General features: G+C 37.3%; 8 protein-coding genes and 4 pseudogenes. 8 read left to right on the top strand and 4 right to left on the bottom strand.

Annotated features, from left to right (window positions below; translation table 11 throughout):
- Window positions 1-305: 305 nt before the first annotated feature.
- Both exbD and exbB read right to left on the bottom strand, forming a co-directional pair.
- Window positions 306-734, bottom strand: a complete 429-nt coding sequence (gene exbD, locus BHE89_RS13985) for a TonB system transport protein ExbD (RefSeq protein ID WP_023580921.1) — start codon at window positions 732-734, stop codon at window positions 306-308.
- A gap of 6 nt (window positions 735-740) precedes the next feature.
- Complete coding sequence (exbB, locus tag BHE89_RS13980; RefSeq protein WP_069368631.1) at window positions 741-1,748, bottom strand: tonB-system energizer ExbB; 1,008 nt, start codon at window positions 1,746-1,748, stop codon at window positions 741-743.
- A 328-nt stretch (window positions 1,749-2,076) separates the two neighbouring features.
- Between exbB and metC the strand changes: the two genes are divergently transcribed.
- Window positions 2,077-3,267, top strand: coding sequence for a cystathionine beta-lyase (gene metC, locus BHE89_RS13975; RefSeq protein ID WP_069368632.1), 1,191 nt, complete (start codon window positions 2,077-2,079; stop codon window positions 3,265-3,267).
- A gap of 126 nt (window positions 3,268-3,393) precedes the next feature.
- Complete coding sequence (locus BHE89_RS13970; protein ID WP_069368633.1) at window positions 3,394-4,062, top strand: DedA family protein; 669 nt, start codon at window positions 3,394-3,396, stop codon at window positions 4,060-4,062.
- Window positions 4,063-4,225: 163 nt separating this feature from the next.
- Here BHE89_RS13970 and BHE89_RS13965 read toward each other — a convergent pair.
- Window positions 4,226-5,001 (bottom strand): annotated as a pseudogene (locus BHE89_RS13965) (class I SAM-dependent methyltransferase).
- Between the two features lie 181 nt (window positions 5,002-5,182).
- Between BHE89_RS13965 and BHE89_RS13960 the strand changes: the two are divergent.
- From BHE89_RS13960 to BHE89_RS13935, 6 genes and pseudogenes are all read left to right on the top strand, one after another.
- A pseudogene (locus tag BHE89_RS13960) lies at window positions 5,183-6,341 on the top strand (iron-containing alcohol dehydrogenase).
- Between the two features lie 27 nt (window positions 6,342-6,368).
- Window positions 6,369-7,200: pseudogene (gene dkgA, locus BHE89_RS13955) on the top strand (2,5-didehydrogluconate reductase DkgA).
- A 236-nt stretch (window positions 7,201-7,436) separates the two neighbouring features.
- Window positions 7,437-7,586 carry a hypothetical protein gene (locus tag BHE89_RS23805; RefSeq protein ID WP_171742505.1) on the top strand — a complete coding sequence of 50 codons (150 nt, stop codon included), beginning with the start codon at window positions 7,437-7,439 and terminating at the stop codon, window positions 7,584-7,586.
- Between the two features lie 130 nt (window positions 7,587-7,716).
- Window positions 7,717-12,759, top strand: coding sequence for an Ig-like domain-containing protein (locus BHE89_RS13945; RefSeq protein ID WP_353615135.1), 5,043 nt, complete (start codon window positions 7,717-7,719; stop codon window positions 12,757-12,759).
- Window positions 12,760-12,872: 113 nt separating this feature from the next.
- On the top strand, window positions 12,873-13,304 hold the full coding sequence (locus BHE89_RS13940) for a hypothetical protein (protein ID WP_128860553.1): 432 nt from the start codon (window positions 12,873-12,875) through the stop codon (window positions 13,302-13,304).
- A 181-nt stretch (window positions 13,305-13,485) separates the two neighbouring features.
- Window positions 13,486-14,511, top strand: a complete 1,026-nt coding sequence (locus tag BHE89_RS13935; protein ID WP_128860552.1) for a hypothetical protein — start codon at window positions 13,486-13,488, stop codon at window positions 14,509-14,511.
- Window positions 14,512-14,663: 152 nt separating this feature from the next.
- Here BHE89_RS13935 and carB read toward each other — a convergent pair.
- A pseudogene (gene carB / locus BHE89_RS13930) lies at window positions 14,664-16,700 on the bottom strand (carbamoyl-phosphate synthase large subunit); the annotation flags it as partial.

Below are 16,700 nucleotides of genomic sequence, written 5' to 3'. Positions count from 1 at the left end.
TAGAGGCTTTCAAATAATGATATCTACTTAGCATTAATTGATTCAGCCTACCATTACTCAATAAACTTAATTAATTATTTATTCTGTAACTTAATCTATCTATTATTAATATTATTTAATACTAAAGTTAAATTTAGTTCTAACTCAATTTTATTAATAATCTCGATAACCATTAAAAATGGTAAAAAATAAAAATGCTATTTTTTTATACAACAAAAAACACTTTATTCATCATTTCACAACGACAAATAAAGTGCTTTTAAAATAGCGTAATAATACTTAGAAAATGACTTATTTGCTAAATTTTACCCCCCCGTGGAGACGGTTTCCATTCCCACGAGTCCAACTTTGAGATAACCCGCTTTTCTTAGCGAATCCATCGCCGACATTAACGTTTCATAATCAACCGTTTTATCTGCTTGGAAAAAGATTGTTGTCTCTTTGTTTGCTTGTGTCAGGGTATCTAATACATTCGCCATCGTTTCATGTGTGACCATCTCTTCACCAATGAAAATTTGTTTATCTGACTTAATTGTTAAATAAACAGGCTTCTCAGGGCGAGGCTGTGGTTTAGCACTCGAAGCGGGTAAATTTACTTTTATATCAACAGTAGCTAAGGGTGCCGCCACCATAAAGATAATGAGCAGAACCAACATGACATCAATAAAAGGCGTCACATTGATATCATGCAATTCATTATCATCACCTGAATCATCACCAAGACGCATTGCCATAATTCATTACCTTGCTTTGCTGTTTTCGATATCTAAATCACGGCTGACTAATGTCACCACACCGGTTGCGATATCACCAATTTCACCACGATAACCTGCGATCATACGGGCAAAAATGTTATAGATAATCACTGCTGGAATTGCTGCAATCAGACCAATCGCAGTTGCCAATAGGGCTTCAGCAATACCTGGCGCGACAACCGCAAGATTTGTCGTCTGAGAATGTGCAATACCGATAAAGCTATTCATGATCCCCCAAACCGTACCAAAAAGGCCGATAAAAGGAGAAATTGCACCAATTGTGGCTAGGTAACCATTACCGCGACCTAATTCACGAATAATGGCTGCAACGCGGCGTTCCATACGCATTTCAACACGCTCTTTAATGCCTGATGCGACTTTACTTTCTTGAGAGTAAGTACGCTCTAATTCTGCATCATTAAAGAAATCTGCGGTTGCGCTCTTATTACCAAAATTTTTGCTAATTGCTAATGCATCGTTGAGTGATTTAGCTTCAACTAACTGAGCTGTCTCATTTCTTAAGCGACGACGCAGTGAAATCAAATAGCTTCCTTTCGCAAAAAATAGTGCCCAAGTGACAATAGAGGCTAACAGTAAGCCAATCATGACACTTTTAACGACTAAGTCAGCATTACGGTACATACCCATTACAGATAAATCTTCGGCAAATCCCCCCCCAGTCACTAATTCAGGTTGAACTTCTGATGAGGTATTTTCTGTTGCTGAAGGTACATTTTCTGAATTCTCTGCCGTTGTTACAGGCGTATTACCACCGTCAGGCTTAGTCGTTTCAGTCTCTACGGCTTTCACATCATTACCTGTTGTAGAAGTCGTAGCATCAGTAACAGTCGGTGTAGCAGTTGTTGGTGTAGTCGCTGTTGAAGAAACGGCAGCAGTAGTTGGCTGTTTCGTTGGTGTGGCAGGAGTCGTATCCGCAAAAGCAGAGCCTGTCAGACCGATTGCCAATAGAATAGAAGCTGTCAAATTACGCATCAGTTGGCCTTTTACTCTCTTTTTTATCTATTTATTTATTCAGTAATAGCATCTTTACGCCACTACTTACCCAAAATCGTTCGCTTACAATCATCCTGTTTGCCATCAGGAAAGAGAAAACGCTCAAATGATATCAAACATGAAGCATTTTGATAGTAATTATCATTACTATTTGGCTATTTTTTTTCATTTGTCGATTTTTAAGACAAATTATCGTTCTTTCACGTAACGTGAAATTTTATCAATTACCCCGTAAGCCTTTTGTACTTATCCAAAAAATGCATTAACTTGAGGTAAACACACCATCAATTAAAAGAAGGTATTAAGGATGACGCTAAAAAAACAAGAAACCTCACTCCTCCTTTCTGGTCGAGCTAAAAAATATTCTCAAGGCGCAGTAAATCCAATTATACAGCGAACCTCATCTGTTATTTTTGATTCCGTTGCGCAAAAACGTGAAGCAACGAAAAAACGAGCGGAAGGTACGCTTTTTTATGGTCGCCGAGGTACAACCACACATTTTGCCTTACAAGAAGCTTTAACGGAATTAGAGCAAGGCGTAGGTTGCGCCCTATTTCCTTCAGGTGCGGCAGCCATTACGCAATCTATACTCGCATTTATTGAACAAGGTGCACATATTCTTGTGACAGGTTCTGCTTACGATCCGACTCAACATTTTTGTGATCAGCTTTTACGTAAATTCGCTGTCACAACAACGTATTTTGATCCTTTAATCGGCAAAGAAATCAGCCAATTGCTACGTCCCGAAACAAAAATCGTTTTTCTTGAATCTCCGGGATCCATTACGATGGAAATTCAAGATCTACAAGGAATAATCAATTCAGTTCGCCAATATAACCCTGAAATCATAATTATGATTGATAACACTTGGGCGGCAGGATTACTGCTTAAACCACTCACATTAGGCGCCGATATTTCAATCCAATCTGCCACAAAATATATTAATGGCCATTCTGATGGCATGTTAGGTTTCGCTGTGGCTAATGAGCGTTGTTGGGTACAGTTACGAGAAAACGCTTATTTATTAGGTCAATGTGTTGATCCTGATACTGCTTATATGACAGCAAGAGGGTTAAGAACATTACCTGTCAGGATGAAACAACACGAACAAAGTGCATTAGAAGTTGCTCGCTGGTTAAAACAACACCCTTTAGTTGATACTGTTTATCACCCTGCGTTAGCTTCTTGTCAGGGACATGAATATTTTCAACGCGATTTCTCGGGTAGCAACGGGTTATTCTCTTTTAGTTTAAAGAAAATCTTAACATCTGAAGAATTTGCACATTTCTTAGATAACTTCTCATTGTTTAAGATGGCATTTTCATGGGGAGGATTTGAGTCTCTCATTTTAGGTTATCAACCCAATGATATTAAGGCGATGCGCCAATATGAAACTCAGCCAATATTTACAGGAACATTATTTCGTATTCATATTGGATTAGAAAATGTAGATGACCTTATTGAAGATCTAGAACAAGGATTTTTACGTATTTCTTAATAAAAAATGAATTTTTTATAAAAAAAAATCTATCCCTGTGGTTCCACAGGGATTAAATCAAACCGTTCTCTTTATTTTGCGTTAGAATAGCGAACATAAAGTCCTTTTTTTAATGCGAGTTCGCTAATGGGTACATTAAAAGAGATAATTCACGCACTAATGCAGCACGATTATATGGTGTTAGCTAATCCCAATGTGCTATGGGTTATCTATATTGTTCTTTTTGTTATTATTATGCTGGAAAACGGGGTATTACCCGCCGCATTTTTACCAGGAGATACACTGCTTATTCTTTGCGGTGCCTTAATTGCAAAAGGTGTTTTACACTTTTTCCCGACTATCATTATATTAGGCGCTGCCGCGAGTATTGGGAGTTGGCTCGGTTTTTTACAAGGCCGCTGGCTAAGTGATACAAAAGTGGTTAAACGTTGGATGGCTCAATTACCAGAGCAATATCATCATAAAGCAAATGATCTCTTCCATCGCCAAGGCTTATATGCATTATTACTCGGTCGTTTTATTGGATTTGTGCGTACATTATTACCAACCTTGGCAGGTTTATCTGAATTAGAACAACGCCGCTTTCAACTATTTAACTGGTTAAGTGGTTTCTTGTGGGTTGGGATTATTGTTTCTTTAGGCTATGTACTAAACCTTATTCCATTTATACAAAAACATGAAACTCTGGTCATGAATATTTTGATGACATTGCCTGTATTACTCTTAAGTGCGGGGTTAATTGGTTCGATTGTGATGTATATTCGCCATCGTAAAAATAGCACCAGTAATAAGTAATTAAGAAAAACGCATTATTTTAATCATCATAATGGCGTTTTTTTAATCATCTAACACATCAAAAGTTCAGTTGTTCATTTTCTTATCTCCTATCTTATTAATATCCTAGTAAAAATCCGTTGATATTTATCACTGTCATCTTTTTACCTTAATCTGTTTGTTGCTAAAGCTTAATGGCTTTTGACGCAAGAAACGTTGGAATATAACTATCAACTAAGAAACGAGCATGAGGAGCAAAATCTTCAACAAAATCTTGTAATAAGAAACCCGCTTTTAGTTGCCCACCAATAAGGTCAGTTAAAGAATGACCAAATACCAGCCCATCACCTCTGGTGACTTTTTCTTGAAGGATCTCCGAAGGTAGCGAAACTTGATCGCTATAAGGTAAGCTGGCCTCATTAATCCCTGTGAGCGCAATTGTGGATCTCTATCATCAACAAATACAACTGGATTATAAAAACTCGCCATCAATACACCGCCTTTCTTCAAAACACGGTAGCACTCTCGCCAAACAGGATTGACATCTGGTACATATAAATTAGAGATAGGATGAAAAATAATATCAAAACTTTCATCAGCAAACGCCGTTAGATCTGCCATATCTCCTTGAATTGTTACTAAATCTAACTGATGCTTTTGTGCCAATTGATAGTCTTTGCTTAATTGACCTTCAGATAAATCAAATACCGTCACAATGCCACCAGCAGCCGCTAAAATAGGCGCTTGTTGCCCACCGGCAGACGCTAAACAGAGTATTTTTTTACCTTTAATATCTGCTAACCACTCTTTTTTAACCGGATTAGGTGTTAAATGGACTTTCCAGTCGCCTTGCTTTGCAGCAATAATGTCTTCATCACTGACAGGTTTAGACCACTGATTTTCCATTGCGGCTTGTTTATCCCAATGTTCTTGGTTTAATGTTAAATAATGGTTTTCCATATTACTCCTTATAAATTAGCTACAATTTGAATTGTTGTAGTCATTAAGAAAGATAATTCATCTCTTATTTCTACAACCTTACAGTTATGGTTATGTCATGCTATTTCGTCTAGACACAGTGAAAAACTTTTTTCCTGATTAATTGTTATATTGCAGAACATCAAATCAAGGTGGATACAAAATGCAAAACTTTACTTATTACTCCCCCCACTCGCCTTCATTTTGGTCAAGGGCAAATAGAAAAATTACGTTCTGAAATCGGAAAAAATGAAAGAATTCTATTAACTTATGGCGGAGGTAGCATTAAACGCAACGGCGTTTTAGATCAGATCTATACCGCACTCCCAGGTTATCAAATCCATCAATTTAGTGGTATTGAACCCAATCCCTCTTATGAAACATTAATGAAAGCCGTTTCTTATGCCAGATATCAAGGTATTACGCATTTATTAGCGGTAGGAGGCGGATCGGTGATTGATGGCACAAAATTTATTGCAGCCGCTATCCCTTATAAAGGTGAACCATGGGAAATTGTCACAAGCCGCGGTAAAGTTATTGAAAAAGCACTCCCTTTAAGCTGTGTATTAACACTTCCAGCAACAGGGACAGAAACCAACAGCTTCTCTGTTATCAGCAGAAAACAGACCATGGATAAACAAAGCTTTGCCAGCCCTCATGTTTATCCTCATTGCGCTATTTTAGATCCAACAACCACCTATTCTTTACCTCCAAGACAAACCGCCAACGGTGTTGTTGATGCTTTTATTCATATCTTAGAGCAATATCTCACTTATCCAGTGAATGCGCGTGTACAAGATGAGTATGCGGAAGGTCTTTTACGTATTTTAATTGATCAAGGACCAAAAGCGCTGACATCACCAACAGACTATGATATCCGTGCTAATATAATGTGGACAGCATCACAAGCGCTAAATGGTATCCTTGGTGTTGGTGTTCCTCAAGATTGGGCGACACATGCATTAGGTCACGAACTTACGGCTTTACACGGACTTGATCATGCGCAAACCCTCGCCATCGTTTTACCTGCATTACTAAATGAAAAACGTCAAGCTAAATACGACAAGTTAATTCAATATGCACAAAAAGTTTGGGGTATAAACCAAGGTTCTGATGCTTTTAAAATTGAAACTGCGATTAATGAAACTCGAAAATTCTTTGAATTAATGGGACTTAGAACTCGACTGGCTGATTTCAAAATCAGTGAAGAAGATATTCCTGCATTAGTGCGAAAGTTGGAAGAGCATGGACAAATTGCACTGGGTGAGCATCAAGATATCACATTAGAAGTCAGTCAACGTATTTATATAGCGGCACTCTAAGTACTTTATGCGACTCTGGAGATAAAAATGGATAAACCTAAACTGATCAAATTATCTGATGGAAATACCATTCCACAACTTGGCCTAGGTGTTTGGAAAGCAGATAATCATCAAGTTATTAACGCGATTCATCACGCACTTGATACAGGTTATCGCCTTTTTGATACGGCAGCGATTTATCACAATGAAGAAGGTGTAGGTAAAGCATTAAAACAGAACACTGTTCCTCGTGATGAACTTTTTATCACAACAAAATTATGGAATAACGATCAAACTCATGCCCGTGGTGCCGTATTAGAAAGTCTCCAGCGTTTGCAACTTGATTATATTGATCTCTATTTAATACATTGGCCAGTGCCTTCACGAGAGCTTTATATCGAAGCTTGGAAGCAAATGATTATTTTGCAAAAAGAAGGATTAGTAAAAAGCATTGGTGTCTGTAATTTTAAAGAAGAACATCTAGAACGTCTCATTACCGAAACAGGTGTAACACCTGTGGTAAATCAGATTGAAATTCACCCATTAATGCAACAAGCACCGTTAAGGGCATGGAATACAACCCATAAAATTGTCACCGAATCTTGGAGTCCATTAGCACAGGGAGGTGAAGGTGTCTTTGATCAGCCTATTATTCAAAAACTGGCTGAAAAATATCATAAAACACCAGCACAAATTGTTTTACGCTGGCATTTAGATAGTGGACTTGTCGTTATTCCAAAATCAGTCACCCCTTCTCGTATAGAAGAAAACTTCCATATTTTTGATTTTAAATTAGAAAAAGAAGAATTGGCTGAAATTACGCTTCTTGAGCAGAAAAAAACGTTTAGGCCCTGATCCTGATATTTTTGTCGATGTCTAATTTTTAGATGCCAATTAACAGGCCAATAGAATAAATTTTCTATTGGCTTTTCTACGCCAAATAACCAAATATTCTTCACTCTTTTTTTACTCTCATTTTTATTTTTTGATCTCTAATTTTTAGATATTTATAAATTAATTAATTCACCTTCACTTTCTGATATATAACTCGCCTATAAATACGAGAATCTCATCATTATTTATTACGGTGAGAATAAAAAATGACAATATGTAAAAGTGGGGTTAACACCTCAACTCTCTTCTATTACAAAGAAAGTTGCATGGTTTAATATCTTTATGCAACTGGTTTTCCCTATCTCAGCAACCCTTCCAGCCAATGTGTTTGCTAATGGGAATAATCAAGAAAAACAAACTGTTAAATGTTAAAAGAACAAAAAACCTATTTAGTTAAAGTAGGTGACACACCTGAATCTATCGCTAAACAATTTAATATAAAATTATTTAAACTTATTGAGGCTAATCCTAACTATGTCTCTTTTAGTCGGTAAATTAAAAAATAAAAGAAGGTATTACACTTAATATCCCCGACGACGCTTTATTAACAAAAAAATGGCTAAATAATAACAATCAAGATATTCCGATCCCTTCAACTAACGGACAAGAACTTGCTCAAATTATTGTCGATAACTCATCTTTATTAAATAAAGATACCCATGCGACGCAATATGCAATAAGCCGAATATCAAGTAAAGCCAATCAACAAATAGAACAATGGTTAAATCAGTTTGGTCATGCTCAAGTCTCACTTTCAACAGACAAAAAATTCACTTTGGAAGGAAGCTCTGCTGATCTTCTTATTCCACTCTATGATAGCGCAAAGAACTTAGTTTTTTCTCAAACCAGTTATCACCGTAAAGATTCTCGTAGCCAATTAAACCAAGGCATTGGTTATCGGCATTTTGCTGATAAATTTATGGTGGGTCTTAATGCTTTTTATGACTACGATTTAAGTCGATACCACAGCCGTTTTGGTGTAGGTGCGGAAGTATGGCGAGACTATTTTAAGTTAAGTGCAAATCACTACCATCGTCTATCAAACTGGCGTACCTCTGACGATGTTATAGATTATAACGAACGTCCTGCTAATGGTTGGGATATTCGTGCAGAAGGCTACCTACCTGCTTATCCACAATTAGGCACAAAACTTATTTTTGAACAATATTACGGTAAAGAAGTCGGCTTATTTGGCAAGGATAATCGCCAAGAAAACCCCCACGCTTATACGGCGGGACTCACTTATACGCCGGTACCTTTACTTACTCTCGGCGCTGAGCGTCGTTTTGGTTTAAATGATAATAGTGATAATAAATTTGATGTAAATATCCAATATCGACTTGGAGAATCACTCTCTTCACAACTTAATCCGAATAATGTGCGAGCAATGCGTTTAATGTCAGGAAATCGCTATGATTTTGTTGATAGAAATAATGACATTGTTTTGGAATATAAAAAGAAAACTTTAGTCTTCCTCTCTATTACACCAACAATTAATGGTTACGCAAAAGAAGAAAAAGATCTCGGTGTACAAGTTCACTCTAAATATCCCGTTAAACAAATTGAATGGTCTGCGAGTCGCCTAATTGCCAATGGAGGTAAGATTAATCACAATAATAATCTTAGTTACTCAATTATCCTTCCTCGTCATATTACTGGCTCCTCTGAAAAAAATAGCTACACAATAAGCGCCGTTGCTATTGATGAACAAGGTAATCGTTCTGATCCCGTACAAAGTCAAATTATTGTTGATCAATCTGCTATCAATACACAAAATAGCCAATTTACACCTACAACCACACAACTGCCCGCAGATAATTACTCAGCACAAAATCTGACTTTATCAATTTTAGATAATGATAATCTTCCTGTTGATATCAATTTCGAAGACCTCTCACTTCAAGTTCAATCTAATAACCCTGTTAGTGGTAGTAAAATCTCTAATTTCAGCCAAATAGATACAGGGAAATATCAAGTCACTGTAACCGCAGGAAGTTCTCCTGAAATTTTGACGTTGACACCTAAATTTAGGGATAACATCTTTAATCAAGCACAAGTGACTTTTGTCGCTGATATACATTCTGCCATCATTTCTAAAGGGGGATTAACCGTACTTAAAAACCACGCACCTGCCGATGGTATAACCCAAAATAAAATTCAAGTTATCGTAACGGACATTAATGCGAATAGAATTCCTAACTATCCCGTCTCTTTTACAGCGGATAATGGTGCAACGATTATTGGACAAGCCAACACAGATGCTGAAGGTAAAATTATAGTTCCAATCACCAATACACATATAGGTAAAAGCACGGTTAATGCTAATGTTAGAAATATTACCTATTCAACTAATGTTGATTTTATTGCTGATATTAACTCAGCCAAAATAAAGACTTTCACTATTAGCCCAAACAGTTCATTTGCTAATGGAACGGATCAAAAGTTAATTGATTTAAATATCGTTGATAAAAATAACAACCCTGTCCCCAATGCCAAAATTCAATTATCTGCTGATAATCAAGCGCAACTTAAAGAAACCGAATTATTAACAGATAATCAAGGTAATGCATCAACAACCATGACCAGCAAGATATCAGGTACGGTAACAGTTGCTGTGCTGGTTAATAAGATAACCACGAAAAAAACAACGCAATTTATTGCTGATTTATCGAATGGTAAGATTATTTCGGTGACTCCATCAGCACCACCTTATATTGCTGATGGCAAAACAACAGTCACATTTACCGCTGTCGTTGAAGATAAAAATCACAATATCTTACCGAATGCAAAAGTCATTTGGTCTACTAACCGCGATCAACAAGTTGTTGCTATTAATGAAATTTCAACAACAGATAACCAAGGTATTGCTCAAACGACAGTGACGAGTACGCAAGCCTTTGATGTGATTGTCACTGCCAGTATCAGTAATGAATCACTCGATGCATTACCTATTACTTTTATTGCTAATAACCAGCAAGGTTTAATCACGTTAACCACAAATAAAACTGAATTAATTGCAGACAATAAAGAACAAGCGATAGTCACCGCCGTAGTAAAAGATAAATTTGGTAATAAATTGCCTAACGTTACTGTCGAATGGCAATCTAGTGCCTCAAGCACACTCGATAAACAAAAGAGTGTGACTGATAATCAAGGGCAAACAACTAATCGAATTCGCACCAAAAAAGCAGGGACGACAAATATTATTGCCACGCTTTTAAATAAAGAAAAAGCGCAAGTGACACTAAACGCTATTGCCAATCCGAATAGTGCCAATATTGTCTTAACGACAGTAAATAACAAAACAGAAGCGATTGCAGATAATAACGATACGATCACTTTAATGGCTCATGTTACTGATGCTGAAAATAATCCATTAATAAAACAATCTGTATTCTGGCATTCAACCCATAATGTGTTGAGTGAAAATATGGTCAAAACTGATGACAATGGTTATGTACAAGTTGTCATAAAAGGCACTGAAGCACAACCGACTACTATTACAGCAACACTGGGAAATGGTCAAAGTGACACAAAAAACCTTCATTTTATTGCAGGTCTAGCCAATGCATCACAAAGTACATTTTTGATTGAACCTCAATCTATTATTGCTAATGGTCAATCACTTGCTACTGGCACAATAATCTTAAAGGATAAATTTGATAACCCAGTGCCTAAACAAGAAAAATTTATTACGTTCTCGGGTGATAATAGCACCATTAAATTCAGTGACATTAAAGAAATTAATACTGGCGTTTATCAAACGACCATCCGCGGTAGACAAGAAGGTATTAGCCTTATTCATGTTGAATATACTAATGCAAGTAATAACTTTAAGTTAACTCATCCTCTTGGTTTTATTGCTGACAAGCAAAATGTCAGGATTAATGCAGTTAATGTTATCGCACCTTTCGATGTTACCGCAAATGGTACTGATAGCGTCGTAATCCGTGCAGAAATTGTTGATAAACAAGGTAACTCAAATGTGAAAGGTGTTGACGTGGGGTGGTTAACCTCTCTAGGTAAACTTTCATTACCTATCAGTAAAACGGATAAAAATGGGATTGCAGAAATTACCTTAAGCAGTACACAAGCGGGCACTGCGCAAGTGACAGCGATGCTTGATAGCCAACAATCTCTCGATGCAGACCATCCTATTAACTTTAATACTGATGTGATATCTGCTGATAAATCTCAATTATCGCTTACCCCTAGCACGATTATTTCTGAAATAGGTCACTCTCGAATTACGTTAACATTAAAAGATAAATACGCTAATTTATTAACAGGGCTAGAGAAAAAAATCAGCGTTAGCTACGGTACTGATTTAACCGCAACCACAACTGCATTTAATGAAATCTCAACTGGGGTTTATCAAGCTCAAGTGAGTGCATTAAAAGCCGGTCAAACAACCATTAGTGCTAAAGTTAATTCAGTCACGCTCACACAAACAGCGACATTAACTGTTCTGCCTAATAACCAGACAGCCAAAGTTGACAGGTTTGTGATAAGTAATTCACATCCTCATGCAGGCGATACTATCAGTTATAGCGCTTATATCAGCGATAAACATGATAACCCCGTTAACAGTGGCGTGGATGTAACATGGATAACGGATAAAGATAGCTTACTGGCTAAACCGCTGACATTTACAGACAATAAAGGGATTGCCAACGTTGAGTTAACACGTAATCCAGCGGGTATTGCTAAAGTGAATGCCGTATTAATTTCAGGTAGTTATTCGGCTCCCGATGTCAATTTTGTGGCGGATGATGTTGATGAAAACAGTTCAGAAATCAACTTAATACCCGAAACAATCATCGCCAATGGCACAGATACAGCATTGCTTACTTTAGCAATTAAAGATAAAGGCGGTAATATTCTGCCAGATCAGCAAGTTGAAGGGATCTCTAATAACCCAACTATTCACTTTAGTCCAGCCAAACAAGTCTCTCCGGGTCATTATGAAATTGAAGCAACGGGGACTAAATCAGGTACGGCACAATTAAGTGTTAAAGTGAATGGTGTGGATTTCAAAAAACAAAAAACCTTACAACTTCGTGCTGATGCAACAACTTGGCGAGTAAAATCTGTTGACGTCGATAGAACAAGCATGATTGCTGGAGATAAGGGTGTTAACTATCAAGCAACCATTGTGGATGCTAATGACAATATATTGCCTCACATTATTGTGTCATGGAAATTACAAGGTTTAGCCGATGATTATAACTTTAGTACCTATACAGATGCTAAAGGTATTGCAAAAACAAAAGTCACCAGCAAAGTTGCTGGTATATTGAAGATGAGCGCTTATCTTGATTTAAATAATCATAAGCCGATTCAAGATGTCACTGTAAATCCAACGAATATTGATGCCAATAAATCAACTTTTGACAGTAACCGTCAATCAATAGGAGGAGATGATAAAGATAGCGCCCTACTCACTGTAAATTTAATGGATAAATACGGTAATACTATTGATGGTAAAAAAAGTTTCGATAAAAAACAACCAGTGGTAAACCTAATTTTAGTGATAACCCACTAAATTCATTAGGAAATGGTAAATATCAAACCAATCTTACTTCCCATATTAAAACAGATATTATCTTAACCGCTGAAGCGGAAGGATTAACCATTGCAAAACCATTAACCATTAAAGTGACTATCCCGAAACCTGATATTATTTTTGACAAAAAAATTCAGCAAGAGACCTACGCTTCAGCGCCTATCAGTGCATTAGGCTATACGGGATTGCCGAATAATATTAACGTGATGTGGTCTAGTTCCGATCCAACTATAGCCTCTATTAATACGACTAACGGTAGTATTTCGATGAAAAAAGCAGGCACTGTCATTATCACACTCCAAACATCTGGTAATGATCAATATCAACCCGCTCAAACGAGTTATCCTTTAGTTATTGAAAAAGCAGATATTGGATTAATGGCGAAGGAAACTCAATTACATTCCATTTGGGATGATAATATTCCACAACAAGTGGTGCTTTTATATAACAATAAAGATGCAGTAAACAACCCACCACCTAAACAATTTATCAATTACAAAAAAAACGATAATAGCCATCGATGATCAAGGAAAAATTACACCAATAAAGCCAGGTGATACCGCTATTACCGTATTATCTGAATCAACGGAGCAATTTAAATCATCAAGTACAGTCATTAATTACACACAAGATAAAGGAACAATCAATTATCGTTTTAAAAATTCAACAGAGATAATAATTGTTGATGCATTATCAACTGGCATAGTGACTGCTCAAAAACCAACGCCCGAAATACCGACTACAGTTCATGCCATTTGGAGTAGTAGTGATCCAGATATTGTAGAAGTGACTCCAGAAGGTAAGATCACTCACTTAAAGTTGGGAAATGCCACACTCACATTATCAATTAAAGATGATGATTATTATCATAATTATGAGAATAGTTATTCTGTTAGAGTAAAACCTACGCCTCATGTGAATATTGATTCAATCACATTTCAGTCTGGTGGTCACAATGCTATTGCTTCAAATTCAAGCGATTTATCTTGGGAACCTATTTACACCACGGATAATCAATTTACTGTTAATTGGAGTTCACCGGAAACACCTTTCGCTATTAACTTTGCACTGTATGATAAAGACAATAAGTTAATTCAATTACTTGAAAGACAAGATTATCAGCCTAAAAACAATATATCTACTCCAGCTTTATTCGTTCTACCTGAAGAATATATTAATAAGCCACAAAATTTGAAATTAAAAGTGAGCACATATGATTTCAATAATACGCCTTATACTAAAGAATATAATATTGCAGTTAAATCTATTTCCGTAGCAACAGCTAGAAGTTTAATGGCAATTCAATTCCATTCTAAATTTATACATACAGATGATGGTACCTCAGCTACATATTGCCGAACCGGTATGGAAATAAGGTCTATAAACTTCATCGCCATACCTGAAATACAATTTAAGGGTGAGCCTGACAAATTGCTTTATCCAATCAAGTTAACTGCGGAAATAAATAATATAACATTAAATCCATCGAGTTATACGCAAGGAGTCATTAATCAAAGTATAGTTTATCCATCTTCTTTTACCTTGCAGAAAGGCTCGGGAGTGATGCATGCATTTGAGACAAAAACATTAGATGATGCCGTTGATAAAGAATGTTGGGAACCAGACTCAGGCGATGGTGTATTTAAACTAATCATAGAAGTACATGGAAATAAAACAGAAATGACTGATACATTTAAATGGAATGGCGGTAACGGCATCTACAAATACTAAATAGATTAAATTTAAAGCCACATTATTATTAATAATAATGTGGCTTTTGTTTTTTCCAGAAATTATCTTTTCTGAATGGCAATAGAAAGGATCCCGAATATGTGTTTTCTCATATGCAGGATCTTAATTACGATAATAAATAAACTTAATTTTTATTTTATCTTTTTATGCATTTCTTGAACTGAAATAACACTTGCCGTTGGATCCGCCGTTAATGACAGTGTTGTCGCAAATCCGCCATTTAACGTCGTATCATAATGGACTTTATATCTTAATGCACTGCGACGAATAATTTTAGAATCTTCAATGGCTTGACGACCAGAAGTCGTATTAACAATATAGTCATATTCGCCATTTTTAATTCTATCTTCAATATGTGGTCGTCCTTCATGTACTTTGTTCACTAAACGTGGATTGATTCCCGCCTCACCTAATACAATGGCTGTACCATGTGTCGCATCTAATTCAAATCCACTTTTTAGTAATTTCGTCGCTAAATCAACAACTCGCTTTTTATCACCCTCACGCACAGAAAGAAGTGCCCTACCTTTTTTTCTTCATGGTAGAACTGCTGCCTAACATCGCTTTAGCAAAGGCTTGAGCAAAGGTTGCGCCAACGCCCATGACTTCGCCTGTTGAGCGCATTTCTGGTCCTAAAATCGGATCCACGCCGGCAAACTTATTGAAAGGTAAAACGACCTCTTTTACAGCGTAATAAGGTGGAATAACTTCTTTTGTTACCCCCTGTGCATCAAGGCTTTGCCCCATCATGACACGCGCGGCGACTTTGGCTAATGGCACTCCCGTGGCTTTTGACACAAAAGGTACGGTACGAGCGGCTCGAGGATTGACTTCAATAAGATAAACATCATCACCTTTTACCGCGAACTGTGCATTCATCAACCCTTTTACACCTAATTCAAACGCAAGTTCACGGACTTGTTTACGCATCACATCCTGAATGTCTTTGCTTAGAGTATAAGCAGGCAATGAGCAAGCTGAGTCACCTGAGTGAACCCCCGCTTGTTCTATATGCTCCATAATGCCACCAATCACAACTTGTGTACCGTCACAAATCGCATCAATATCGACTTCAATCGCATCATCAAGAAAACGGTCTAATAAGACAGGGGCATCGTTTGACACACTCACTGCAGTTTGGAAATAGCGGCGTAAATCAACCTCGTCATAAACAATTTCCATTGCACGTCCACCAAGTACATAAGAAGGACGAACGACCAGCGGATAGCCAATCAATTGTGCTTTTTCTACCGCCTCTTCTAACGCGGTTACAGTGGCATTCTCAGGCTGTTTAAGCCCTAATTTATCAACCGCTTTTTGGAAACGCTCACGATCTTCGGCTTTATCAATAGCATCTGGCGCTGTCCCGATGATTGGTACACCTTCAGCTTCTAGCGCTCTGGCTAATTTTAATGGTGTTTGTCCACCATATTGCACGATAACCCCTTTCGGTTTTTCGATACGCGCAATTTCAAGCACATCTTCTAATGTAACAGGTTCAAAATAGAGTCTGTCAGAAGTGTCGTAATCCGTTGAAACCGTTTCAGGGTTACAGTTCACCATGATGGTTTCGTAGCCGTCTTCACGTAACGCAAGCGCTGCATGTACACAGCAATAATCAAATTCAATCCCTTGGCCTATGCGGTTTGGTCCCCCACCTAAGATCATGACTTTCGGTTTATCTTGATGTGGATTTGCCTCGCACTCATCTTCATAAGTTGAGTACATATAAGCCGTATCAGTAGCAAATTCTGCCGCACAAGTATCAACACGTTTATAAACAGGATGGAGTTGATATTGCTCCCGCAATTGGCGAATAACATCTTCTTTTACGTTAAGTACTTTAGCTAAACGCGCATCAGCAAAACCTTTACGTTTTAAGTGACGCAAGAAATCAGCACTTAACCCTTTTATACCCACTTCGCTGACTTTTTCTTCAAGGCGAACAATTTCTTCTATTTGAACTAAGAACCAGCGGTCAATATTAGTGAGGTTAAAGACACCATCAACAGATAGTCCTGCTCGGAAAGCATCCGCGATATACCAAATTCGGTCTGAGCCTGCTTCTTTTAGTTCACGACGAATTTTTGTTAATGCTTCAGGGTCATCTAAATCAACTTTAGGATCGAATCCTGTCGCCCCAACTTCAAGACCTCGTAACGCTTTTT

This window comes from Shigella sp. FC1967 (assembly GCF_001743005.1).
Taxonomy (GTDB): domain Bacteria; phylum Pseudomonadota; class Gammaproteobacteria; order Enterobacterales; family Enterobacteriaceae; genus Proteus.
This window is presented reverse-complemented; position numbering and strand designations above follow the sequence as displayed.

Coding starts and splice junctions, on each gene's coding strand:
- exbB (WP_069368631.1), bottom strand. CDS start 1,748: ATGCGTAATTTGACAGCTTCTATTCTATTGGCAATCGGTCTGACAGGC.
- metC (WP_069368632.1), top strand. CDS start 2,077: ATGACGCTAAAAAAACAAGAAACCTCACTCCTCCTTTCTGGTCGAGCT.
- exbD (WP_023580921.1), bottom strand. CDS start 734: ATGGCAATGCGTCTTGGTGATGATTCAGGTGATGATAATGAATTGCAT.
- BHE89_RS13970 (WP_069368633.1), top strand. CDS start 3,394: ATGGGTACATTAAAAGAGATAATTCACGCACTAATGCAGCACGATTAT.